This is a genomic window from Allostreptomyces psammosilenae (assembly GCF_013407765.1).
Classification (GTDB): Bacteria; Actinomycetota; Actinomycetes; order Streptomycetales; family Streptomycetaceae; genus Allostreptomyces; species Allostreptomyces psammosilenae.
Genome location: NZ_JACBZD010000001.1, coordinates 4,478,122 through 4,500,591 on the forward strand (window position 1 = coordinate 4,478,122; position 22,470 = coordinate 4,500,591).

Below are 22,470 nucleotides of genomic sequence, written 5' to 3' on the forward strand. Positions count from 1 at the left end.
GCTCCTGGGGTGGTCGAGGCACACCAGATCGGACGAATCGGGCGGACATAACGGAGCACACCACCATCTTCCCCCCTGAGCTGTGGTGATGAGCGACACGTCCGGAGCCGGGCGGCCGGCCCCGGCCGCGCCGCCGCGCCGCCGCGGGACGGCCATTCGTCCGGCTCACCCTGCGGGTACTTGCGTGATCGGCCCGGCACGTGTGGACTACGGCCACAGCCCCACACCGAGGTTGGGGCAGAACATGGGAGGTCATTCCGTGAGCGCGACCGCGGACCACGCGGAGGAGAAGTCCAACCCGGCGACCCGGTTGGGCCTCCAGCCCGGACAGGTGGTCCAGGAGCTCGGCTACGACGACGACTGCGACGAGGCGCTGCGTGAGGGCATCGAGGACCTCACCGGCTCCGACCTCGTCGACGAGGACTACGACGACGAAGCCGACGCCGTCCTGCTCTGGTTCCGTGAGGACGACGGCGATCTGACCGATGCGCTGGTCGACGCCTCGTCCCTGCTCGATCGGGGTGGGGACATCTGGCTGCTCACCCCCAAGACCGGGCGGGAGGGCCACATCGAGCCAAGTGACATCGGTGAGGCCGCGAGGACGGCTGGACTCGCCCAGACCAGCACCATGAGCGTGGTCAAGGACTGGTCCGCCACCCGTCTGGTGGCACCCAAGGCGGTGCGTGCGGGCAAGAAGTAGCGTTCGGCGCGCCGCGCGCGCCGGTGACGCCCACCGATCTCCGGGCACGGTCACGTGCCGGACGGGTCCGCCCGTCCGGCACTTCGGCACGCCCGCGGCCGGTGGGCCGTCCCGCCCGGCCGGTACCGTCGGCCGCTCCCCGCCACCGCCGGCGGCACCGGTGACGTCGGGGCGCGCGGCGCCGGCCGGATCCACTCACGCCGCGGCCGGGGAACCTCCCACTACGATCGAGCCGTTGGCCTGTCAGCACGAAAACGCAAGGGGTGCCGCCCGTCGGCGCCTCGCGAGCAACGGGAGGACTCGTGGGAGTCAGCCTCAGCAAGGGTGGCAACGTCTCGCTGACCAAGGAGGCGCCGGGCCTGACCGCCGTCACCGTCGGTCTGGGCTGGGACGTGCGCACCACGACCGGGACCGACTTCGACCTGGACGCCAGCGCGATCATGGTCAGCGAGTCCGGCAAGGTCATCTCCGACCAGCACTTCATCTTCTTCAACAACCTGACCAGCCCGGACGGCTCCGTCGAGCACACCGGTGACAACCTCACCGGTGAGGGCGAGGGTGACGACGAGCAGATCAAGGTGAACCTGGCGACGGTTCCGGCCGAGGTCACCAAGGTGGTCTTCCCGGTCTCCATCTACGAGGCCGAGGCCCGCCAGCAGAGCTTCGGCCAGGTTCGGAACGCGTTCATCCGCGTGATGAACCAGGCCGACGGCGTCGAGCTGGCCCGTTACGACCTCACCGAGGACGCCTCCACCGAGACGGCGATGATCTTCGGCGAGCTGTACCGGCACGGCGCCGAGTGGAAGTTCCGCGCCATCGGCCAGGGCTACGCCTCCGGCCTGCGCGGCATCGCCCAGGACTTTGGCGTCAACGTCTGATTGACGGCGTTCGCACCCGGCGTGGAACGGCGCGCACGCGCCCTCCGCGTGGTGCATCGCACCTGGTCCAACCCGGGTGCGCCACGGCCCGGCCCCGGTACAGTCGCAGGGGCCGGGCCGCGTGCGTCGCGGGCCGGCCACTGGTTGTCGAAGCGAACGGACGAAGCAGGGGAGGCTTCGCATGGGGATCACGCTCGCCAAGGGCGGCAACGTCTCGCTGTCCAAGGTCGCGCCCAACCTGACCAGGGTGCACGTCGGGCTCGGCTGGGACGCCCGCTCCACCACCGGGGCCCCGTTCGACCTGGACGCCAGCGCGCTGCTGTGCCGGGCGGGGCGGGTCCTCAGTGACGCCCACTTCGTCTTCTACAACAACCTGACCAGTCCCGACGGGTCGGTCGAGCACACCGGGGACAACCGCACCGGCGAGGGCGACGGCGACGACGAGTCGCTGGTGGTCGACCTCACCCTGGTGCCGGCGGAGGTGGACAAGATCGTCTTCCCGGTCTCCATCCACGAGGCCGAGGCCCGCGCACAGAGCTTCGGCCAGGTGCGGAACGCCTTCATCAGGGTGGTGAACCAGGATGACGGCGTGGAGCTGGCCCGTTACGACCTCACCGAGGACGCCTCCACCGAGACGGCGATGATCTTCGGGGAACTCTACCGCTACCAGGGCGAGTGGAAGTTCCGCGCGGTGGGCCAGGGCTACGCCTCGGGCCTGCGCGGGATCGCTCTCGACTTCGGCGTGGACGTCGACTGAGGCCGCCCGCCCCGCGGGTGGCCCGCACTCGTCCCCGCCCGCACCATCCCGCTCCTCCGTGCCGGTCCGGACCCGACCGTGCCCAACCCTCACCGCTCCTCGCGCACGTTAGGACCTGCAACCCGTGGTTGTGAGAACATTCGGCTGGTCGTTCGCGATCACCGCCATAGGCCTGATCGCCTCCTACCTGCTGTGGGGCTGGCAGGGCTTCGCCGCCGTGGCGATCCTGTCCGTCCTGGAGATCTCGCTCTCCTTCGACAACGCCGTGGTCAACGCCACGATCCTGAAGCGGATGAACCCCTTCTGGCAGAGGATGTTCCTCACCGTCGGGATCCTCATCGCCGTCTTCGGCATGCGGCTGGTCTTCCCGGTGCTGATCGTGGCGATCACCGCCGGGCTCGGCCCGATCGAGGCGGTCCGCCTGGCCGTGGACGACCCGTCGGCGTACGAGCACGCCATGGAGGAGGCGCATCCCGCGATCGCCGCCTTCGGTGGCATGTTCCTGATGATGATCTTCCTCAACTTCATCTTCGAGGACCGCGAGCACCGCTGGCTGGCCCCGATCGAGCGGGTCACCGCGCGGATCGGCGGCATCGCGGGCATGCCGATCATGGTGGCGATGGTCGCCCTGGTGATCGCCGGCACCACCTTCGCCACCGAGGAGACCGCCAGCACGGTGATGATCTCCGGTGTGCTGGGTCTGGTGACCTACCTCGCCGTGAACGGCCTGTCCGACTTCTTCGAGGGCCAGGTCGAGGAGCAGCAGGAGGCGGAGGAGAAGCAGGAGAAGTCCGGCAACGCCGCCGTGGTGGGCCTCGCCGGCCGCGCCGCGTTCTTCTTGTTCATGTACCTGGAGGTGCTGGACGCCTCGTTCTCCTTCGACGGTGTGGTGGGCGCCTTCGCCATCACCAACGACATCTTCGAGATCGCGCTGGGCCTCGGCATCGGCGCCATGTACATCCGTTCCATCACGGTGTACCTGGTGCGCCAGGGCACCCTGGACGAGTACGTCTACCTGGAGCACGGCGCGCACTGGGCGATCGGCGCGCTGGCCGTGCTGCTGCTGGTCACCATCGAGTACGAGGTGCCCGAGGTGGTCACCGGTCTGATCGGTGTCGGCTTCATCCTGCTGGCGCTGGCCTCGTCCATCGTCTACAACCGCCGCCACCGCGGCGGGGACGGCGAGGGCGCCGCCGAGGACAAGGTCGCCGCCACCGTCTGACCCCGCTCGCCCCGTGCCGCCCCGTGCCGCCCCGCGCGCCGTCCGCACGCCCTTCGGGACCCGCGTCCGCCCGCCCGCCGATCCTTTTCGGACAGGCTTCGATGCGCCCCTCGTGCGCCGGTGTGTCGATCGGGTCAGATGGGCACGACACTTGCGGCGTGCCTGCCCGGGCCGTCCGCCGGCTCCCCTCGCGGGGAGCCCGGTGGGCGGCCCGGGCGCGTGCACGGGGCTGGCGGGACACGGAGGGAACGGCCAGATGAGCCTGCGGGACTATCTCAGTCGCACCGCGCAGACCACGTTCGACGGCCACGGCCGTGGCCGGGTGGTGCTCACCCGGGCGCGCCCGGTGTTCTCGCTGACCGACACCGAGTCCGACTCCGGCCGCCTGGAGGTGTCGCTGACCTGGCGGGCCCGCGAGCCGGAGATGTTCACCCGGGAGCGGGGTTCGTTATTGCGCCCGTTCCGCCCGCAGCCGGTCCAGGCGCCCGGACGCGCCATGGTCAACATCGACCTGGACCTCGGCTGCCTGTGGGAGCTGGCCGACGGCAGCCGGGGTGTGGTGCAGCCGCTCGGCGGGCTCTACGGCAACCTGGAGGAGCCGCCGTACGTGCTGCTCAGCGGGGACGTGAAGGCCGGGGGGACGTCCGGGGAGACGCTCAGCATCAACCTGGACAAGAAGGACGAGATCCGGCGCATGCTGATCTTCGTCTACATCTACGACGGCACCCCCGCCTTCGACCGCGCGCACGCCAAGGTGACGATCCGGCCGACCGCCGGGCAGGGCGGCCTGCCGGTGGAGATCGACCTGCTGGAGCGGGCTCCGCAGGCCCGCTCGGTGGCGGTCGCGCTGCTGGAGAACCGGGGCGGGCGGCTGCTGGTGCGCCGGGAGATGCGGTACGTCTACGGCTTCCAGGGCGAGTTGGACCGGCTGTACGGCTGGGGGATGGCCTGGGGAGAGGGCGTCAAGCCGGCCCAGTGAGCCGCGGACGGCGTCCGGCGGTCCGGCGCCGACGCGCGGGGCGGGCGCGGCGGCCGCGGTCCGCGTGCCGCTGGACGACTCCCGCCCGTCATACACGCGTCATGGTGCGTCCATATCCTGTACGCGTCGACGCGACCGGAAATCGCCTACGGTGGTCTCCGCCACCGGACACGCGGGGCCGGGGAAACCAACCTTTTCGGTCGGTTCATCAGATCATCTGTCTGGTGTGTGTCGATGTGTGCGCCCCTCGCCGGAGCGCCACACGAAACATTCCGACAACCAACCGACACCGAACGCCAACACCGGCCACACCGGGACACCGAACGCGCGTCACCGCCCGGCGCGCACCGTGCTATCCGGACACCGGCAGGGCGCGGCATAGCAGCACGGGGAGCCGCATGCGCCACTTTCCGCACCTGGACGACGCCGCCCGTCACCGGCTCTTCCACCGGATGCCGGGCGAGTTCGACCGCGACAGCGACGCCGCCGTCCTCGCCGTCGCCCTCGGCGCCACCCTCTACTGCCCCGCCACCCGCGGCGACCTGGCCGACCTCGTCACCCGCCGGGCCGCCCACGGAGTCGTCTCCATGGTGCTGTGCCTCGAGGACGCCATCGACGACAGCGACGTCCCGGCCGGCGAGGCCAACCTGGTCCGCGAGGTCACCGCCCTGGTCGAGCGCGGCGGGGACGGCGCCGCCGCCCCCCTGCTCTTCGTCCGGGTCCGCACCCCCGAACAGATCGGCGACCTGGTCGCCCGGCTCGGCCCGGCCGCCCGCCGCATCTCCGGGTTCGTCCTGCCGAAGTTCACCGAGAGCACCGGCGGCGCCTTCCTCGAAGCCGTCGCCGACGCCGAGTACGCCGCCGGCCTGCGGATGTTCGCCATGCCCGTCCTGGAGTCACCCAGCCTCATCCACCTGGAGACCCGCCGCCAGGAACTGACCGCGATCGCCGGGCTGCTGGAGAAGTACCGCGAGCGCGTCCTCGCCGTCCGCCTCGGCGTCACCGACTTCTGCTCCGCCTACGGCCTGCGCCGCGCCCCCGACCTCACCGCCTACGACATCCAGCCCGTCGCCTCCGTCATCGGCGACGTGGTCAACGTCTTCGGCCGGGCCGACGGCACCGGCTACACCGTCACCGGGCCCGTCTGGGAGTACTTCCCGGTGCAGGAACGCATGTTCAAGCCGCAGCTGCGGCGCACCCCCTTCGAACAGGCCGACGGCGCGTCGCTGCGGCTGCGCCAGCGGCTGATCGACAAGGACATCGACGGACTGATACGCGAGATCGAACTCGACCGCGCCAACGGCCTGCTCGGCAAGACCTGCATCCACCCCAGCCACGTCGCCCCCGTGCACGCCCTGTCCGTCGTCACCCACGAGGAGTGGAGCGACGCCGTGGACATCCTGGACGGCCGCAACTCCGGCGGCGGGGTGCTGCGCTCCACCTACACCAACAAGATGAACGAGGTGAAGCCGCACCGCGCCTGGGCCGAGGGCATCATCCGCCGCGCCGAGGTCTTCGGCGTCGCCCGGCCCGAGATCACCTTCGCCGAACTCCTCTCCGCCTGCCTCACCGGCGAGTGAGCCGACCCGCCGCCCCCACCGGCGCCGACCCCGGACCGCGCCCCCCCACCCCACCCGCCCCTGCCCCGCCCGCCCCGGCCCGCGCGCCCCCCCACCGCGACCCGCCGAGTATCCTGCGCCAGCCGAACCGCCCCGCACCCGAGCAGCAACGGAGCCTTCATGAACCATCCGGCCCCCACCTGGACCGGAACCTGGGTCACCGACCATCTCGGCCTGCGCCTGCACAGTGCCGCCCGACCCGGCACGGCGGGCGACCAGGCCGGCGCCGGCAGGACGGGCGGCCACCGGCACGGAGGCGACCCGGACGTCAGCGAACTGGTCGGCCTGGCGATACGCGACAACCCGCGCCGCGCCCACCTGCTCGTCTCCACCGTCCTCGGCAAGCACGTCCCCCAGGACCCGGCCGTGGTGCTCGGCGCCGGCCGCGAACTCGGCCGCCGGACCGCCGAACTCCTCCGGGCCGCGGCCGGCGAGGGCGCCGACGGCGCCGCCCCCCTCGTCCTCGGCTTCGCCGAGACCGCAACCGCCCTCGGCCACGCCGTCGCCGACGGCATCGGCGACGCCGCCTACCTGCACTCCACCCGGCGCGCCGTCCCCGGGGTGCGGCCCGTCGGCGGCTTCGAGGAGGAGCACTCCCACGCCACCTCCCACCTGCTGCTTCCCGAGGACCCCGCCCTCCTCGCCGGCACCGGCCCCCTCGTCCTCGTCGACGACGAGCTGTCCACCGGCCGAACCTGCCTGAACACCATCGAGGCGCTGCACGCCCTCGCACCCCGCACCCGCTACGTCATCGCCGCCCTGGTCGACATGCGGACCGACACCGACCGCGCCCACCTCGCCGACCGCGTCGCCGCCCTCGGCGCCCGCCTCGACGTGGTGTCCCTGGCCGCCGGCACGGTGCGGCTGCCCGAGGACGCGCTGGAGCGCGGCGCCGAACTGGTCCGCCGCCACCGCCCTGCGGCCACCGTCCCCTCCGCCCCCGTCCAGACGCCCGCCCCGGTGCGGCGCATCGACCTCGACTGGCCCCAGCGACTCCCCGACGGCGGCCGCCACGGCTTCACCCCCCGCCACCGGGAACGGCTGGAGAGCCACCTGCCACGCATGGCGAAACGTATCGCCTCCGCGCTGGACCAGGACGGCTCCGCCCCGGCCCCCGACCGCGTCCTGGTGCTCGGCACCGAGGAACTGATGTACGCCCCGCTGCGCCTGGCCGACTCACTGAGCCGGCACTGGGCCGAAGCCGGCCGCGTCACCACCCGCGGCCACGCCCCCGAGGTGCGCTTCTCCACCACCACGCGCTCCCCGGCCCTCGCCGTCGACGACCCCGGCTACGCCCTGCGCACCGTGCTCACCTTCCCCGCCCACGACCTGCCGGACGGCCCGGACGAGCCCGCCGGAACCCGCTACGCCTACAACGTCGCACCCGGCGCCGACCCCACCCGCCGCTTCGACGCCGTGGTCCTGGTCACCGACGACGTCGCCGACAGCGCCGCCCTGCACGCCCCCGGCGGCCTGCTGACCCGGCTCGCCGCCGTCACCGACCGCCTGCTGCACGCCGTCGTCCCCGCCTACCGGCCGACCGCGACCGCCGAGACCGCCGCGACCGGCCGGCGGACCGCCGCGGGCGCCACCGGGCGCCTGCCGGAACCACTGGAGGGCCCCGACTTCTCCTCCTACTCGGCCGCCGACGTCCGCTGGCTGCTCACCGACCTGTCCGGGGTCCGCCTGGAGGCCCCGACCGAGGAACGCGAGGAGGCCATCCAGAGCGGCGGCGCCCACTACGCCGAGTCCCTCCCGGTCGAGTACCAGCCCAGCGAGCAGTACCAGGCCCTCTTCCACGCCGCCCTGGACGACTCCGCGCGGCGGATCGCGCACGCCGTCGGAGTCGTCACCGAGACCGTGCTCGCCGAACGGGGCCCCGGCGCCGTGATCGCCTCCCTGGCCCGCGCCGGCACCCCCGTCGGCATCCTGATGCGCCGGTGGGCCGCCTACGCCCACGGCCTGGACCTGCCGCACTACGCGGTCTCCATCGTCCGCGGCCGCGGCATCGACCAGGTGGCGCTGCGCTGGCTGGCCGCCAACCACAACCCCGCCGACGTCGTCTTCGTCGACGGCTGGACCGGCAAGGGCGCCATCACCCGCGAACTGCGCGAGGCCCTGGCCGCACCGGGCACCCCCGCCGGCTTCGACCCCGCGCTGGCCGTCCTCGCCGACCCCGGCGGCTGCGTGGAGACCTTCGGCACCCGCGACGACTTCCTGATCCCCTCCGCCTGCCTGAACTCCACCGTCTCCGGACTGGTCTCGCGCACCGTGCTGCGGGCCGACCTGATCGGACCCGACATGTTCCACGGCGCCAAGTTCTACCGCGAGCTCGCCGGGGCCGACGTCTCCGGGCAGTTCCTGGACACCGTCTGCGCCCGCTTCCCGGAGGTCGCGGACGCCGTCGCCACCGACTGGCCGGAACTCGCCAAGGCGGACCGGACCCCGACCTGGGCCGGCTGGGACGCCGTGGAGCGGATCAGCGCCGAGTACGGCATCGGAGACGTCAACCTGGTCAAGCCCGGGGTGGGGGAGACCACCCGGGTGCTGCTGCGCCGGGTGCCGTGGCGCATCCTGGCCCGGCGCGACGCCACCGCCGACCTGGCCCACGTGCGGCTGCTGGCCGAGCAGCGCGGCGTGCCGGTCGTGGAGGTCGACGACCTGCCCTACAGCTGCGTCGGACTGATCCACCCGCGCTTCACCCGGGCCGCCGTCGGCGCGGACGGCACCGCCGCGGGGGCCGGTGCCGGTGCCGGTGTGGGTTCCGGTGTCGGTGTGGCCGGGACCGGCCGCGCCGGCGCCGCCGTCACCGTGCCGGCGCAGCGAACCGCCGGCAGCGCCGCGGGCGGGGGTGAGGGCCGATGACCGTGCTGGTGGCCAGCGACCTGGACCGGACCCTCATCTACTCCCCGGCCGCCCTGGAACTGGCGCCGCCGGACGCGGCGGCACCCCGGCTGCTGTGCGTGGAGGTCTACGAGGGCAAACCGCTCAGCTTCCTCACCGAGCGGGCGGCCCACCTGCTCGCCCGCCTCGCCGAGGCCGCCGTGTTCGTCCCGGTGACCACGCGCACGGAGGAGCAGTACCGCCGCATCCACCTGCCCGGTGCGGCCGAGGTGGCGCCGTTCGCGGTGACCACCAACGGCGGCCGGCTGCTGGTCGACGGAGTGGTGGACGAGGACTGGTCGCAGCTGGTGCGCAAACGGCTGGTGGAGGGCTGCGCGCCGCTCGCGGAGATCGTCGACCACCTGGCGGAGGCAGCCCACCCCGAGTGGACGCTCAAGCACAGGGTGGCGGAGGAGCTCTTCGCCTACCTGGTGGTGCGGCGCGACCTGCTGCCGGCGGGCTGGGTCGCCGAGCTGACCGGCTGGGCGGCGGAGCGCGGGTGGCGGGTGTCGCTCCAGGGACGGAAGGTGTACCTGGTGCCGGGGCCGCTGACCAAGCGGGCCGCCCTGGAGGAGGTGGCGGTGCGCAGCGGCGCCACCCGGACCCTCGCCGCCGGCGACTCCCTGCTGGACGCCGAACTGCTCAGCGCCGCCGACCTCGCCTGGATGCCCGGGCACGGCGAGCTGGCCGACGCCGGCTGGACGGCCGCGGGCGTGGTCCCGCTGACCGAGCGCGGAGCGGCCGCCGGCGAGGAGATCCTCCGCCGGATGTGCGCGGAGGCGGGGGCGGTGGTGGACTGAGGGCCGGGGTGGACTGGGGGCCGCGGTGGACTGAGGGCCGCGGTGGACTGGGGGCCGGGATGGCCGGTGGGGCCTCCGTAGCTGGGGTGGGCCCTGTCGACAAGGGGGTACCTGGGCCTGTGGATATCTCCGAGCCCCCTTGGTTCCAGGGGTAGCTGATGCGGGGCCTGTCGGCAAGGGGGTGCCTGGGCCTGTGGATATCTCCGAACCCCCCTGGCTCCAGGGGTAGCTGATGCGGGGTGACGGGCGCAAGGGGGCGGCGGAAGGCTGTGGACGGCGTGGAGGGGGTGACGGGATGACGGCTGCGTGACGGGATGACAGTTCACCCGGGCCGCCAAGGAACACCGGGAATCCGGATGACGGCTGCATGACAAAGGCGACGCCGTGGTGGGGCTACGGCGGCGCACGGCCCGGCCTGGCGGTCATCGGGGCCCTGATCGGCAGGGCCGGCGGCACCGGGTGCCGGCGCGGACCTCGGCGGTCATCCCGGCTGGTGCCCGGCCAGTGCGCGCAGGCGGCGCGCCTGGGCCGCGCGTTCGGCGGCGCGCTGCTCGTCGTAGGAGCGCTCCGCCGCCCCGAGCAGCAGCGCCTTGGTCTCGGTCACGGCGTCGCTCGGCGCGGCCAGCAGCGCGGCGGCCAGGTCGTTGACCGCGGCGTCCAGCTCGGTCTCCGGCACCACCAGGTTCGCCAGCCCGATGCGCTCCGCCTCCGCCGCCCCCACCCACCGGCCGGTGGCGCAGATCTCCAGGGCCCGTCCGTAGCCGACCAGGTCGACCAGCGGCTTGGTGCCGGCGAGGTCCGGCACCAGCCCGAGGCTGGTCTCGCGCATCGAGAAGCGCGCGTCCGCGGCGCAGACCCGCAGGTCGCAGGCGAGCGCCAGTTGGAAGCCGGCGCCCACCGCGTGCCCCCGCACGGCCGCGACACTCACCACGTCCGCCCGGCGCCACCAGGTGAACGCCTCCTGGAAGCCGGCGATCGCCGCGTCGAGCTCGGCGGCCGGCAGCGCGGCGAGGTCGGTCAGGGAGGGCGCCGACTCGACGCCCTCCGGGGTGAACATCCGCCGGTCCAACCCGGCGGAGAAGGACACCCCCTCGGCCGCGAGCACCACCACGCGCACCTCGTCCGGCAAGGCCCGCCCCGCCTCCGCCAGCGCCCGCCACATCGCCGGCGTCTGCGCGTTGCGGCGCTCGGCCCGGCACAGGGTCACGGTGGCGACGGGGCCGGCGGTCGCCAGCCGGACGCCGTCGCGTTCCCACAGCGGGGTGGTGGCGGGGGAGGGAAGCGGCGACGGGTCGGGCACGGGAACCTCCAGCTGACCACAGCGTTGCGGGACCGCGCGGCGCCCAGGCGGGCGACGCGTTACCTACCGAACAGTAACGTCGCCGCGCGGAGCTGGCGATACCCCAGAACCCCCCACACCCCGCCGGCCGGGAAAGCAGTCGCACCCCCGCCCCGAGCGTGGTTGGCTCCTCCCCATGGAGCCGATCCAGCCCATCGAGCCGACCGAGGCCCCCGAGCCGACCCAGCCGACGCCGCCCCAGCAGACGCCCACCGCTCCCCCCGAGCCTGCCGAGAACCACTGGATCCAGCAACCGGCCACGACGACCGAGGAGATCCGGCTGCGCCACGAGGCCAACCGCGTCGCCTGGAACGAAGCGGCCTCCGCCTACAGCACCGAGCTCGAGCAGACCATCGCCGAACTGCGCGCCGGCACCTCCCACCTCCACCCCCTCGAACGAGCCGCCCTCGGAGACCTGCGCCCCTGGTGCACCCGGGCCGTCCACCTGCAGTGCGCGTCCGGCGCGGACACCATCTCGCTGCTGCTCGAAGGGGCCACGGAGGTCGTGGGGGTGGACATCTCCGACGCGCACATCGCCAACGCCCGACGCACGGCCGAAGCGCTCGACGCCCCCGCCACCTTCCTGCGCTGCGACGTCCTGGACACCCCGCACGACCTCGACGGCACCGCCGACCTCGTCTACACCGGCCGAGGGGCCCTGTGCTGGATCCACGACCTGGACGGCTGGGCCGCCGTCGTCGCCCGCCTGCTCGCCCCCGGTGGCGTCCTCAGCATCCTGGAGGACCACCCCGCCAAGTTCCTGTTCCGCACCGACAGCGACCGGCTGGACCCCTCCGGCCAGGACTACTTCCAGCACGCGGAGGCCAACCGCGGCTGGGGCGAGCAGTACATCGGCGGCGACGGCGTCACCCGGCAGGCCGTCAAACACGAACGGATCTGGCCGCTGTCCGCCGTCGTGCAGGCACTGATCGACCAGGGGCTGGTCATCCGCCGTCTGGAGGAGCACCCGGTCGACTACTGGCAGGCGTTCCCCCACCTGCCCGAGGACCTGCGCCGCACCCTGCCGATGACCTTCCTGCTGCTGGCCGCCAAGCCGCGCTAGACCCCACCGCCCTCCGCGGCTGGCGCCGGCGCGGTCGCCGCCACCACCTCCACCACCCGGGCCACCTGCTCCGGCGTCAGGTCGGCCCGGGCGGTGAGCCGCAGACGGGACATCCCGTCCGGCACGGACGGCGGACGGAAGCACCCCACCGCCACGCCGGCCTCCCGGCAGGCCGCCGCCCACGCCACCGCCGCCTCCGGCGAGGGCGCCCGGACGGACACCACGGCGGCCTCCGGCACGCTCACCGCCAGCCCCGCCCCGCCCAGGGCGTCGGCCAACCGCCGGGCCACCGCCCGCACCCGCGCCGCCCGTTCCGGCTCGGCGCGCAGCAGCCGCAGCGCCCCCAGCGCGCCGCCCACGCACGCCGGGGCCAGCCCGGTGTCGAAGATGAACGTCCGCGCCGTCTCGACCAGGTGCCGCACCACCCGGCGCGGCCCCAGCACCGCCCCGCCCTGCGCGCCCAGGGACTTCGAGAGCGTCACCGTGGCCACCACGTCCGGCGCCCCCGCCAGCCCGGCCGCCGCCAGCGCCCCCACCCCGCCGCCACCCAGCACGCCCAGGCCGTGCGCGTCGTCCACCAGCAGCGCCGCGCCGTGCGCCCGACAGACCGCGGCCAGCTCCGCCAGCGGCGCCGCGTCGCCGTCCACCGAGAACACCGAGTCGGTCACCACCAGCGCCCGCGCCGAGCCGGCGGCCGCCAGCTCCCGCTCGACCGCCGCCACGTCGCGGTGCGGGAACACCACCGTCCGGGCCCGGGACAGCCGGCAGCCGTCGATCAACGAGGCGTGGTTGTAGGCGTCGGCGACGACCACCGTGCCCGGCCCGGTCAGCGCGGTCAGCGCGGCCAGATTGGCGGCGTAGCCGGAGGCGAAGACGAGCGCCGCCTCCGCCCCGGTGAAGGCGGCCAGCTCCGCCTCCAACTCCTCGTGCAGCTCCGTGGTGCCGGTGACCAGCCGGGAACCAGTGGCCCCGGCACCCCACTCCCGGGTGGCCGACGTGGCCGCCGCCACCACCTCCGGGTGCCGGGTCAGACCCAGGTAGTCGTTCCCGGCCAGGTCCAGCAGCGGGGAGGAGGCCGACCGCGGGCGGGTGACCCGGGTCAGCCCGGCCCGCGCACGCAGCTCGGCCCGCCGGTCCACCCAGTCGAAGACCCGCGCGGGGTCGGGCCCCCCGGACCCGTCCACCGGCACGGCCCCGACCCCGGACGCGACCCCGGGCACGGGCGCCGGCGTCGACACGGGCGCGATGGGCGCGGGCGGCGTGGGCTCGGGCAGGGGCACGGAAGCGAGGACTACGGGCGAGGAACCGTCGTTTCCCACAGGCAGGTCCGATCGTCGCGCTGGCCGATTCCGCACGACCCTACGACGCGCCGGCGCCCCGCGGGGCACTCCCGCGCCCCCCGCACCACTCACACCACGTGGGGTCCATCACTCGGGAACCCCCTACGGCCAGAACCGGCCGCGTGCTACGTTCCGGCCATGACGATCCCGGCAATGACCGAGACCGTGCCCGAAGCCGCCCTTGGCGGACCGTCAGAGACGACGGACCCCCTGGACGCCCTGGACCTCTTCGGTACCGCCTTCGTGGCGAACCCGTACCCCACGCTCGACCGACTGCGCACCGACGCGCCCGTACACCACGACCCCCGCACCGGCCTGTGGCTGGTCAGCCGGCACCGTGACATCCGGCACGTCCTGCTCGACCCGGACGCCTACCGCCCGGACAACGCGCAGCTCGCCGTCACACCGGTGCCCGTCGCCGCGCTGCGGACCCTCGTCCGCGCCGGGTTCTCGCTGCCCCCCGCCCTGGCCAACAACCCCACCCCCAGCCACACCGGGCTGCGCCGCCTGGTCACCCGCTTCTTCAACGCCGCCCGGGTCGCCGCCGCCGTCCCGGTGATCGAACGCATCGCCACCGACCTGCTCGACGGCGTGGTCGGCGAGCTGGCGGCCACCGGAGAGGCCGACCTCGTCCGGCACTACGCCCGCCCGCTGCCCTGCCGGGTCCTCACCCACCTGCTCGGCATCGACGGCACCACGCCCGAGGAACTGGCCGACTGGAGCGACGCCGCACTGGAACTCTTCTGGGGCCGGCCCACGCCGGAGCGCCAGCACGAACTGGCGGACCTCGCCGCGGACTTCCACCGCTGGCTCGACCGCACCGTCCGCCACGCCCGCACCACCGGCGCCCCGCCGGACAGCCTGATCGGCGCCCTCGTCCGCCACCGCCTCCCCGACGGCACCCCGCTGGACGACGCCACCGCGGTCGCCGCCTGCTACTTCGTCTTCATCGCGGGACAGTCCACCACCGGCCAACTGCTCTCCACCGTGCTGTACCGGGCCCTCACCGAGCCCGACCGGTGGCCGGCCGCGGCCGCGGCGGCCGAGGACGACGTCGACACCCGCGACTGGGTGGAGGAGGTGCTGCGCCGCGAACCACCCGTGGCCACCTGGCGGCGGATCACCGCCCGCCCCGTGGAACTCGCCGGCACGCCGCTGCCCGAGGGCGCCCACCTGCTGCTGATGCTCCTCGGCAGCGGCTCGGACCCGGAGGTCTTCGACGACCCGGAACGGCTGTGCCCGCACCGCGCCAACACCCGCCACCACCTCGCCTTCGGCGCCGGCCGGCACCGCTGCCCCGGGGCCGCGCTGGCCCGCACCGAGGCCGCGGTCGCGCTGCGCACCGCCGCCCGGCGGCTGCCCGCGATCGCCGTCGCGGAGGAGACCGCGCCGCCGATGCTCGGCCTGATCTCCTTCCGGGCGCCGCTGCGCCTGCGGGTGCGGCCGGGCGGCGCCGACGCGCCCGAGGCACCCCGGCCGGCCGTGGCGGGAGGACCGGCATGACCGCCGGCGACACCGCGCTGACCGGCACCGCGCTGACCGGCACCGCGCTGACCGGCACCGCGCTGACCGGCACCGCGCTGACCGGCACCCCCCGCCGCCACCCGGGCGGGCCGGCCACCCCCGACAGCACGACGGCCGAGCCCGGCACGGCGAACCCGGACTCCTCCGCACGGGTCCGGGAACTGCTGGCCCTCGACCGCGAGCACGTGTGGCACCCGTACGGCGCCATGCCCGCCCCGGTGCCGCCGCTGCTCGTGGAGTCCGCCTCCGGCGTGCGGCTGCGCCTGGCCGAAGCCGTGGAGGGCCGCCGCGAACTCGTGGACGGCATGTCGTCCTGGTGGGCCGCCATCCACGGCTACGGCCACCCGGCGCTGGACGCCGCCGTCACCGAGCAGCTCGGCCGGATGAGCCACGTGATGTTCGGCGGGCTCACCCACGAGCCCGCCATCCGCCTGGCCGCCCGGCTCGTCGACCTCACCCCGGAGCCGCTGCGCCACGTCTTCCTGGCCGACTCCGGATCGGTGTCGGTCGAGGTGGCCGTCAAGATGTGCCTGCAGTACTGGCGCTCCCTGGGGCGGCCGGAGAAGCGGCGGCTGCTCACCTGGCGGGGCGGCTACCACGGCGACACCTTCCAGCCCATGTCGGTGTGCGACCCCGTCGGCGGCATGCACCACCTGTGGAGCGGGCTGCTGCCGCGTCAGCTCTTCGCCGACCTGCCCCCGGCCGGCTTCGACGCCGCCCCCGACCCGCGCTACGTGTCCCACCTCGCCGAACTCGTCGAGCGGCACGCCGACGAACTGGCGGCGGTGATCGTCGAACCGGTGGTGCAGGGCGCCGGCGGCATGCGCTTCCACAGCCCCGGCTACCTCGCCGTGCTGCGCGAGCTCTGCGACGCGCACGACGTCCTGCTGGTCTTCGACGAGATCGCCACCGGCTTCGGCCGTACCGGGGAGCTCTTCGCCGCCGACCACGCCGGAGTGGCGCCCGACGTCATGTGCCTGGGCAAGGCCCTCACCGGCGGCTACCTGACGCTGGCGGCCACGTTGTGCACCACCCGGGTGGCCGAGGGGATCAGCGGCGGCGCGGTGCCGGTGCTCGCCCACGGCCCCACCTTCATGGGCAACCCGCTGGCGGCGGCGGTCGCCGGCGCCTCGATCGACCTGCTGCTCGGCCGGGACTGGCGGGCGGACGTCACCCGGATCGAGGCCGGGCTCCGCGCGGGCCTGGAGTCCGCCGCGGGGCTGCCGGGCGTGCGCGACGTCCGGGTGCTCGGCGCGATCGGGGTGGTGCAACTCGACCACCCGGTGGACATGGCCGCCGCCACCCGGGCCGCCGTCCGGCAGGGCGTCTGGCTGCGACCGTTCCGCGACCTCGTCTACACCATGCCGCCGTACGTCACGGCGGACGAGGACGTGGCGAGGATCGCCGACGCCGTGACGGCCGCGGCCGCCGCCGGCTGAGCGCGAAGCCCACCGGCGAGCCGTACGACAGCGTGGAAGAGGAGGCGGGAGGCCCGATGGGTGTGCTCGTGGTCACCGGGACCGGGACCGAGATCGGCAAGACGGCGGTGACGGCCGCCGTGGCGGCGCTGGCCGTGGCGGACGGCCGCTCGGTCGCCGTGCTGAAGCCGGCGCAGACCGGCGTCGCGCCGGGGGAGCCCGGCGACGTGGACGAGGTCGCCCGACTCGCCGGCGCGGTGACCACCCGGGAACTGGCGCGCTTCCCCGAGCCGCTGGCCCCGGAGACCGCGGCCCGCCGCGCCGGCCTGCCGCCCGTGCCGCCGGCGAGGATCGCGGCGGAGGCGGTGGACCTCGCCCGCCGACACGACCTGGTCCTCGTGGAGGGCGCCGGTGGCCTCCTGGTGCGCTTCGATCCACGGGGCGGCACGCTCGCGGACGCGGCCGCCCTGCTGCGGGAGGACGGCGCGGACGTCTCGGTGCTGGTCGTGGCCGCCGCCGGCCTGGGCACGCTCAACGCGACCGCGCTGACGTCGGAGGCGCTGCGGGCACGGGGGCTGGCACCGCTCGGGGTGGTGATCGGCAGTTGGCCGGACGAGCCGGACCTGGCCGCCCGCTGCAACCTCGCGGACCTGCCGGAGGCCGCCGGCGCGCCGTTGTTGGGCGCCCTGCCGGCCGGGTGCGTCCGGACGCCTGCGGAGTTCGTCGGCGTGGCGAGGCAGGCGTTGGCGCCGGCGCTCGGCGGGCGCTGGGAACCGGCGGCCTTCCTGGCCGACCAGGCGGCCGCCCCCGCCGCCACGGCTGCCGCGGCCTCCGCGACCTCCTGAGCGCCCGTCGGCACACACCGCGCCATGGCGACGCCATCGCGCCATGTGATGGCATGTGCACATACCGAGTTATCCACAGGCTGAACGAGAGGGCTGCGCCACGCCCGAGAGTCGTGGAATCGTAGAAACAGGGGGTCCCCCAGGGGCTCCCTATGGGGCGTTACTCGCGAAAGCGGCGAATTGCGAGTAAAAACGGTGAAAGTGGCGTGCCCCGGAAAGGCCCGGTGCGGGGGAGTGGGTCCGCGGAGAAGGGATGGGAGGGAATACCCGACTGCGGCGGGAGCGGGGCGAGGAAAAAGGGAGGATCGGGATGAGATGGGGGAGTTCGGGAAAAGGGGGATCGGCCGGAATGGTGAGGGGGGAGCGCGGGGAACGCCCGCGCCCGGGGCCGCTCAGGCGCTCGGGTGCGCGCCCTGCAGCGCGTCGATCGCCCGGGTGAGGGCCGCCTGCTCCTCGTCCGGCAGCCGGCGCGTCGCGTGCAGCCTGCGCATCGCGGTGTCCAGCCTCGCCAGGTCCTCCTGGCCACCCAGGTCACCGACGTACGCAGGCAGCAACAGGCACAGTGACAGCAGGTCGGCCCGGGCGCACAGGGCGTTCAGGAGGTCCCGCAGCGTCTCCTCGGCCGGGCGCGGCGCCGCGCCGCCGGTGGCCCGCAACCCCTCGGCGATGCCGTAGCGCACCCACTCCCCGTACCCGTCGTCCGGCGCGTCGGCCAGGTGGGCGGCCGCCAGCCGGTAGTGCCGGCGGGCCTGCTCGACGTGCCCCAGGGCCTGGTGGGCCCGCCCCATGTTGGTGTGCAGCGAGGCGTAGAAGCCGCCCACCCGCTCGTCACCGACCGCGTCGGCCAGGTCCAGGCACTGCTGGTTCCAGCGCAGCGTCTCCTCGGGGGTCGGCTGGTGGCGGGCGAGGTAGTGGGCGGCGACACACCGTTCGTAGTCGTCGGTCGCCGCGTTCCACGCCCGGAGGAACGCCGCGCGGGCGTCGGCGGGGCGGCCCTCGGCCTCCTCCCGCATGCCGCGGACACACAGCTGTATGACGGCGTTGTTCGGATCCATCGCGTCTTCTCTCCTTATTCGTCAGGATCGTGGTGGATCGTCAGGACCGTGCTGCCAGCTGGGGCATCACGAGCGTGGTGAAGCCGCCCTGGTCGGCGGAGCGCACCACGACCGGTTCGCCGGGGGCGGCGATCTCCAGCAGGACGTCCGGCCCCACGCTGGCCTCCAGGGCGGGCAGCAGCACGCCGCTGGCGAACCACAGGCGCGTGGGAGGGCCCGCGCAGACGGCCCGCAGCACGGTGGTGCGGGTCGGCGTCACCGCGGACGCGTCCTCCGGCTCCACCTCGGCCTCCGCCTCCGCCTCCGTCCGGGCCCGCGTCCCGGTCCCGCCGTCGGCGACGGTGAGGCGGAGCTCGTCCGCGCCGGCTTCCAGGCCGACCCGGTCCGTGGCCGCACGGTCCGCCAGCGCCCCGCGCAGGGCGCCGCGGTCGACCAGGATCCGGCTGCGGCGCGGCGTCAGGTGCTCCAGCACCGTGCGGTAGTCGGGGAACTCGCCGCCCTGGACCGGCGCGGTGCGACACGACCCGTCGGCGCCGGTGAAGCGGACGATCCGCCGGGCCGCCCCGGTGTCGTCCGCAGCCCCGGCGGTGCTCACGCCCTCGTTCGCGTCACCGTCTTCATCCAGGTCCGCGTCCCCGTCCGCGCCCTGGTCACCGCCCGGGGCCGCCGCGGCGTCGCCGACCTCGATGGTCAGCTCGGGAAGCCGGGACGCCCACGCCGCGACGGCGCGCAGGTGCGCGACGTCCACCAGGGCCCGGCCCGGGGCGCCGTCGACGGCCAGCGGGCGCAGCGCACGGACCGACAGCCGGTAGCGGTCGGTCGCCGCCAGCCGGACCTCCTGCCCGTCCCACTCCACCAGCACGTGCCGGAGCACCGGGAACCGCGCCCCGGCGGCCCCTCCGGCCGCCGCCGGGGCGACCTGCCGCACCGCGCTGGCCAGCTCCGCGCCGCCCAGTCGGACGCGGGCCGGCGGGGCGTCGTCCGGCCGCGGGACCGCCAGTCCGCCTCCACCCTCCCCGGCCCCGTCCGTGGGCGGCAGGGTGCGCAGGACGCCCTCGATCGCCGTGCGCGCCGCCTCCGCCGCCTCCCGCCCACGGCGCAGGTGCTCCATGAGGATCTCCCGTGCCCGCGCGGGCGGGCCGTCGAGCACCACGGACACCTCGGCCAGCGGCAGATCGGCCTCGCGCAGCGTGCGCACCAGCGTGGCCCGGGCCTGCTGGGAGGGGGCGTAGAAGCGGTACCCGGTGGCGGCGTCCACCCGTGCGGGCCGCAGGACGCCGCAGTCGTCGTAGAAACGCAGGGCGCTCGGTGTCAGACCCACATGCCTGGCGAACGCACCGATGCTGATCAGGGCTTCCGTGTCTTCCACACGGGCAATCCTGGACGTTCGAGCGGCATGAAGGTCAACCAGGAATAGCTCGAACGGGTGGTGACGGGAGAACGAAGAGTGGGAATATTCCGTGTTACAGGGGTTCGGGGGAGTTGACGGTCAATCATCATGGTATCGATCAGCCGCCTTCCGGCAGATCGCCTGAGACCCTCTCACCTGACCATCGCCGTTACACATGCCAACGGGGGGCATCATGCCTGAGGAGATTCGCGCCGCCACCACTACCGACGGATGGCCGCCGGGTTCCGTTCCGGCGCCCCCGCGTCCCGCGGGAGCGCAGACGGCGCCCGAGACGGCGCGGGCGGAGGCCGCGGCCGGGCTGCGCCGGGCGGCCGGGCGGGTCGAGGCGGGCGTGGAGCGGCTGGACGAGGTCCGGTCGCGGCTGGAGGGGTGCGAGGCCGAGCTGGACGCCGACGGAGTCGGCGGGGTGGCGACGGCGGTGTCCGCCGCCTGCCCGGGCTCGCTCACCGCCGACGCCACCCACATCCTCGTCGGCAGCCTGATCGCCCTGGCCGAGTCGTCGATCGGCCGCGGGCACCGGCTGAGCGCCGCCTGGGCGACGGCCGCCGGGGAGAACGCCGAGGCGGCGGCCGCCCCGGGCGGGACCGTCACGGGGGAGACGGTCACCGGGGAGCCGGACGGGACGTCGCCGGGGGTGCCCGGGCGGGCGCCGGAGCCCGTCGCCGGCGGGGCGCGCACCCTCGCGGTCTCCGCGCCACTCGCCACCGTCCCCACGCTGCCGGCGGACGCCCAACCGGCGACCACCCCACCGGCCGCCGGCACCGCCGCCGCTCATGGCGTGGCGGGGGGTGCGTCCACGTGCTGACCTACCCCCACCTGCGTGACGGACGCTTCGCCAGCATGGCGCAGGCGGCCGAGGAGTTCCGCGCCGTGCGGCAGGCCGCGGCCGAGGCCGCCGAGGAGGCCCGCCGCGCCGCCGAGGCCGCCCCGCCCACCGTGCTGCGCGAGATCCCCGCCGGACCGGCCGGCCCGCCGGCCTCGCTGCGGGACCAACTCGCCGACGGCTGGGACCTGGTACGCGGCCTGGACACCGCGGCCACGGTGCTGGCCCGCGCCGCCGAAACCCTGGCGGCCCGACAGGAGGAACTGCACACGGTGGTCCGTCAGGCCACCGAGGCCGGCTTCACCGTGCACGAGGACGGCTCCGTCAGCGCGCCACCGGTCGACCTCAACCCGCTCAACGAGGGCCCCGTGGTGCTGCTGCCCTGGCAGTTCGACGAGGTGAGGCGCCGACTGGCACGCGAGGCCGAGGCGCACGCGGGCGCGATCGCCGCCGTGCTCGCCCGGGCCGTCGAGGAGGACGACGCCTTCGCCCGGGCCCTGCTCGCGGCCGGACGGCCCCGCACCGGCCGGCTCGCCACCGGCGCCGTCCCGACCGGGCCGGTGCTGGTCGACGAGACGGTGCTGCCCGCCCCCGGCGATCCCCTGGCGGCGAGCGCCTGGTGGACCTCGCTGGCGCCGGCGGAGCGCCTGCGCCACCTGGCCCAGCACCCCGAGCGGATCGGCGCCCTCGACGGCATCCCGGCCCGCTCCCGGGACCGCGCCAACCGCCTGCTGGTCGGCGAGGCCCGCAGCCGACTGGAGCGCGACCTGCTGCGGCTGCTCGCCACCGAGCCGGAGGAGATCCTGGTCGACGGCGTCGTGCCCGGCACGGACCACGACGACTGGCGCGGGCAGGTCGAGCGGGTCCGCGCGAAGATCGCCGGCCTGGCCGCGCTGGAGAACCGACTGGGCGGCGGCACCGGCCGACCGGGGGACGACTACCTCCTGCTCGCCCTCGACCTGTCCGGAGGCGGACGGGTGGTGGTCTCCGTCGGCGACCCCGACACGGCGGACAACGTCGTGACGTACGTTCCGGGCACCGGCTGCGGGCTCTGCTCGCTGGACGGCGACCTGGCCCGCGCCGAGGTGCTGCACGCCGCGGCCAGCGGGCGGGCGGCCGGGCGCACGGCGTCCATCGTGTGGCTCGGCTACGAGGCCCCGCAGGACCTGCTGGAGGCCATCTCGCCCAGCTTCGCCGAGAACGCCGCGCAGTCCCTGGACAGCTTCCTGCGCGGGCTGCGGGTCGCCCGCGAGGTCCACCAGCCCTCGAACGCGGCACCGGTCACCGCCGGCGCGGGGCAGCCGGCCGATCCCGCCCCGGGCCGCCCGGCCAACTCCACGGTGATCGGGCACTCCTACGGCTCCACCGTGGTCGGGTACGCCCTCACCCACGGCTGCCGCACGGCCCACCGCCCGGTGGACCGGGCCGTGCTGCTCGGCAGCCCCGGGGTGGGGCACCACGTGGCCCACGCGGCGGACCTCGGCCTCGGCAGGGACCGGGTGTGGGCGGCCACGGCCGAGAACGACCTGATACGGCACGCCATCGACCCGCTGTACCCGCTGGCGAAGGGATCGGCGATCCACGGCACCGATCCCACCGATCCGGTGTTCGGCGCCCGGATCTACACCGTCCCACCCGGCGACCCGGCGTTCAGCGAGACCGGGGCGGTGCCGGCGCACTCCCAGTACTGGGACAGCCAGGCGCTGGACACCCTGGCCGGCATCGTCACCGGCCAACTGTCCTAGCGCCGGCGGTTCGAGCACCGGCGGGTCGACGGTTCGGGGAACCGGCGACGCGGAGCCGCGGTCCGCGTC

Annotated in this window: 18 protein-coding genes; 14 read left to right on the top strand and 4 right to left on the bottom strand. The window is 74.8% G+C overall.

What is annotated here, in order from left to right; genetic code table 11:
- The first annotated feature begins 259 nt into the window (after positions 1-259).
- The 8 genes from FHU37_RS18485 to FHU37_RS18520 all read left to right on the top strand — a co-directional run bounded on the left by FHU37_RS18485 (position 260) and on the right by FHU37_RS18520 (position 9,838).
- Positions 260-700 (top strand): DUF3052 domain-containing protein, encoded by a 441-nt coding sequence (locus FHU37_RS18485; protein ID WP_179815256.1) that lies wholly within the window; start codon positions 260-262, stop codon positions 698-700.
- Between the two features lie 302 nt (positions 701-1,002).
- On the top strand, positions 1,003-1,578 hold the full coding sequence (locus FHU37_RS18490) for a TerD family protein (RefSeq protein ID WP_179815257.1): 576 nt from the start codon (positions 1,003-1,005) through the stop codon (positions 1,576-1,578).
- A gap of 181 nt (positions 1,579-1,759) precedes the next feature.
- A complete protein-coding gene (locus tag FHU37_RS18495) occupies positions 1,760-2,335 on the top strand; it encodes a TerD family protein (RefSeq protein WP_179815258.1) in 576 nt (191 codons plus the stop codon).
- A gap of 124 nt (positions 2,336-2,459) precedes the next feature.
- Complete coding sequence (locus FHU37_RS18500; protein ID WP_179815259.1) at positions 2,460-3,557, top strand: DUF475 domain-containing protein; 1,098 nt, start codon at positions 2,460-2,462, stop codon at positions 3,555-3,557.
- 256 nt (positions 3,558-3,813) lie between these two features.
- The gene (locus FHU37_RS18505) at positions 3,814-4,536 is read left to right on the top strand and encodes a Tellurium resistance (protein WP_246449983.1); all 723 of its coding nucleotides are present in this window, start codon (positions 3,814-3,816) and stop codon (positions 4,534-4,536) included.
- 398 nt (positions 4,537-4,934) lie between these two features.
- Positions 4,935-6,116: an HpcH/HpaI aldolase/citrate lyase family protein gene (locus FHU37_RS18510; protein ID WP_179815260.1), complete on the top strand. Its 1,182-nt coding sequence runs from the start codon at positions 4,935-4,937 to the stop codon at positions 6,114-6,116.
- A gap of 159 nt (positions 6,117-6,275) precedes the next feature.
- Positions 6,276-9,020 carry a phosphoribosyltransferase gene (locus tag FHU37_RS18515; RefSeq protein WP_179815261.1) on the top strand — a complete coding sequence of 915 codons (2,745 nt, stop codon included), beginning with the start codon at positions 6,276-6,278 and terminating at the stop codon, positions 9,018-9,020.
- Positions 9,017-9,838 carry an HAD family hydrolase gene (locus FHU37_RS18520; protein WP_179815262.1) on the top strand — a complete coding sequence of 274 codons (822 nt, stop codon included), beginning with the start codon at positions 9,017-9,019 and terminating at the stop codon, positions 9,836-9,838. Before FHU37_RS18515 ends, FHU37_RS18520 begins: the two co-directional genes overlap by 4 nt.
- Before the next feature lie 481 nt (positions 9,839-10,319).
- Here FHU37_RS18520 and FHU37_RS18525 read toward each other — a convergent pair whose 3' ends face one another.
- Positions 10,320-11,138, bottom strand: a complete 819-nt coding sequence (locus FHU37_RS18525; protein ID WP_179815263.1) for an enoyl-CoA hydratase/isomerase family protein — start codon at positions 11,136-11,138, stop codon at positions 10,320-10,322.
- A gap of 175 nt (positions 11,139-11,313) precedes the next feature.
- Here FHU37_RS18525 and FHU37_RS18530 point away from each other — a divergent pair, with 175 nt between their 5' ends.
- The gene (locus FHU37_RS18530; protein ID WP_179815264.1) at positions 11,314-12,240 is read left to right on the top strand and encodes a class I SAM-dependent methyltransferase; all 927 of its coding nucleotides are present in this window, start codon (positions 11,314-11,316) and stop codon (positions 12,238-12,240) included.
- Here FHU37_RS18530 and FHU37_RS18535 read toward each other — a convergent pair.
- On the bottom strand, positions 12,237-13,430 hold the full coding sequence (locus tag FHU37_RS18535) for an 8-amino-7-oxononanoate synthase (protein ID WP_376774038.1): 1,194 nt from the start codon (positions 13,428-13,430) through the stop codon (positions 12,237-12,239). The two genes, FHU37_RS18530 and FHU37_RS18535, sit on opposite strands and share 4 nt — an antisense overlap.
- 288 nt (positions 13,431-13,718) lie before the next feature.
- Between FHU37_RS18535 and FHU37_RS18540 the strand changes: the two genes are divergently transcribed.
- The 3 genes from FHU37_RS18540 to bioD are packed head-to-tail and all read left to right on the top strand — an operon-like array spanning position 13,719 to position 17,367.
- Complete coding sequence (locus FHU37_RS18540) at positions 13,719-15,083, top strand: cytochrome P450 (protein WP_246449985.1); 1,365 nt, start codon at positions 13,719-13,721, stop codon at positions 15,081-15,083.
- A complete protein-coding gene (locus tag FHU37_RS18545) occupies positions 15,080-16,543 on the top strand; it encodes an adenosylmethionine--8-amino-7-oxononanoate transaminase (protein ID WP_246449987.1) in 1,464 nt (487 codons plus the stop codon). The genes FHU37_RS18540 and FHU37_RS18545 overlap by 4 nt, the downstream gene beginning before the upstream one ends.
- 56 nt (positions 16,544-16,599) lie before the next feature.
- Positions 16,600-17,367, top strand: a complete 768-nt coding sequence (gene bioD, locus FHU37_RS18550) for a dethiobiotin synthase (protein WP_179815265.1) — start codon at positions 16,600-16,602, stop codon at positions 17,365-17,367.
- Between the two features lie 392 nt (positions 17,368-17,759).
- Here the strand turns inward: bioD and FHU37_RS18555 are convergent, their stop codons facing one another.
- Both FHU37_RS18555 and FHU37_RS18560 read right to left on the bottom strand, forming a co-directional pair.
- Positions 17,760-18,422 carry a hypothetical protein gene (locus tag FHU37_RS18555; RefSeq protein WP_179815266.1) on the bottom strand — a complete coding sequence of 221 codons (663 nt, stop codon included), beginning with the start codon at positions 18,420-18,422 and terminating at the stop codon, positions 17,760-17,762.
- Positions 18,423-18,462: 40 nt separating this feature from the next.
- The gene (locus FHU37_RS18560) at positions 18,463-19,791 is read right to left on the bottom strand and encodes a MerR family transcriptional regulator (RefSeq protein WP_179815267.1); all 1,329 of its coding nucleotides are present in this window, start codon (positions 19,789-19,791) and stop codon (positions 18,463-18,465) included.
- Between the two features lie 214 nt (positions 19,792-20,005).
- On the opposite strand from FHU37_RS18560, the gene FHU37_RS18565 reads away from it, so the two are divergent.
- Both FHU37_RS18565 and FHU37_RS18570 read left to right on the top strand, forming a co-directional pair.
- Complete coding sequence (locus tag FHU37_RS18565) at positions 20,006-20,638, top strand: hypothetical protein (protein ID WP_179815268.1); 633 nt, start codon at positions 20,006-20,008, stop codon at positions 20,636-20,638.
- Positions 20,632-22,401, top strand: coding sequence for an alpha/beta hydrolase (locus FHU37_RS18570; RefSeq protein ID WP_179815269.1), 1,770 nt, complete (start codon positions 20,632-20,634; stop codon positions 22,399-22,401). Before FHU37_RS18565 ends, FHU37_RS18570 begins: the two co-directional genes overlap by 7 nt.
- Positions 22,402-22,470 lie beyond the last annotated feature (69 nt).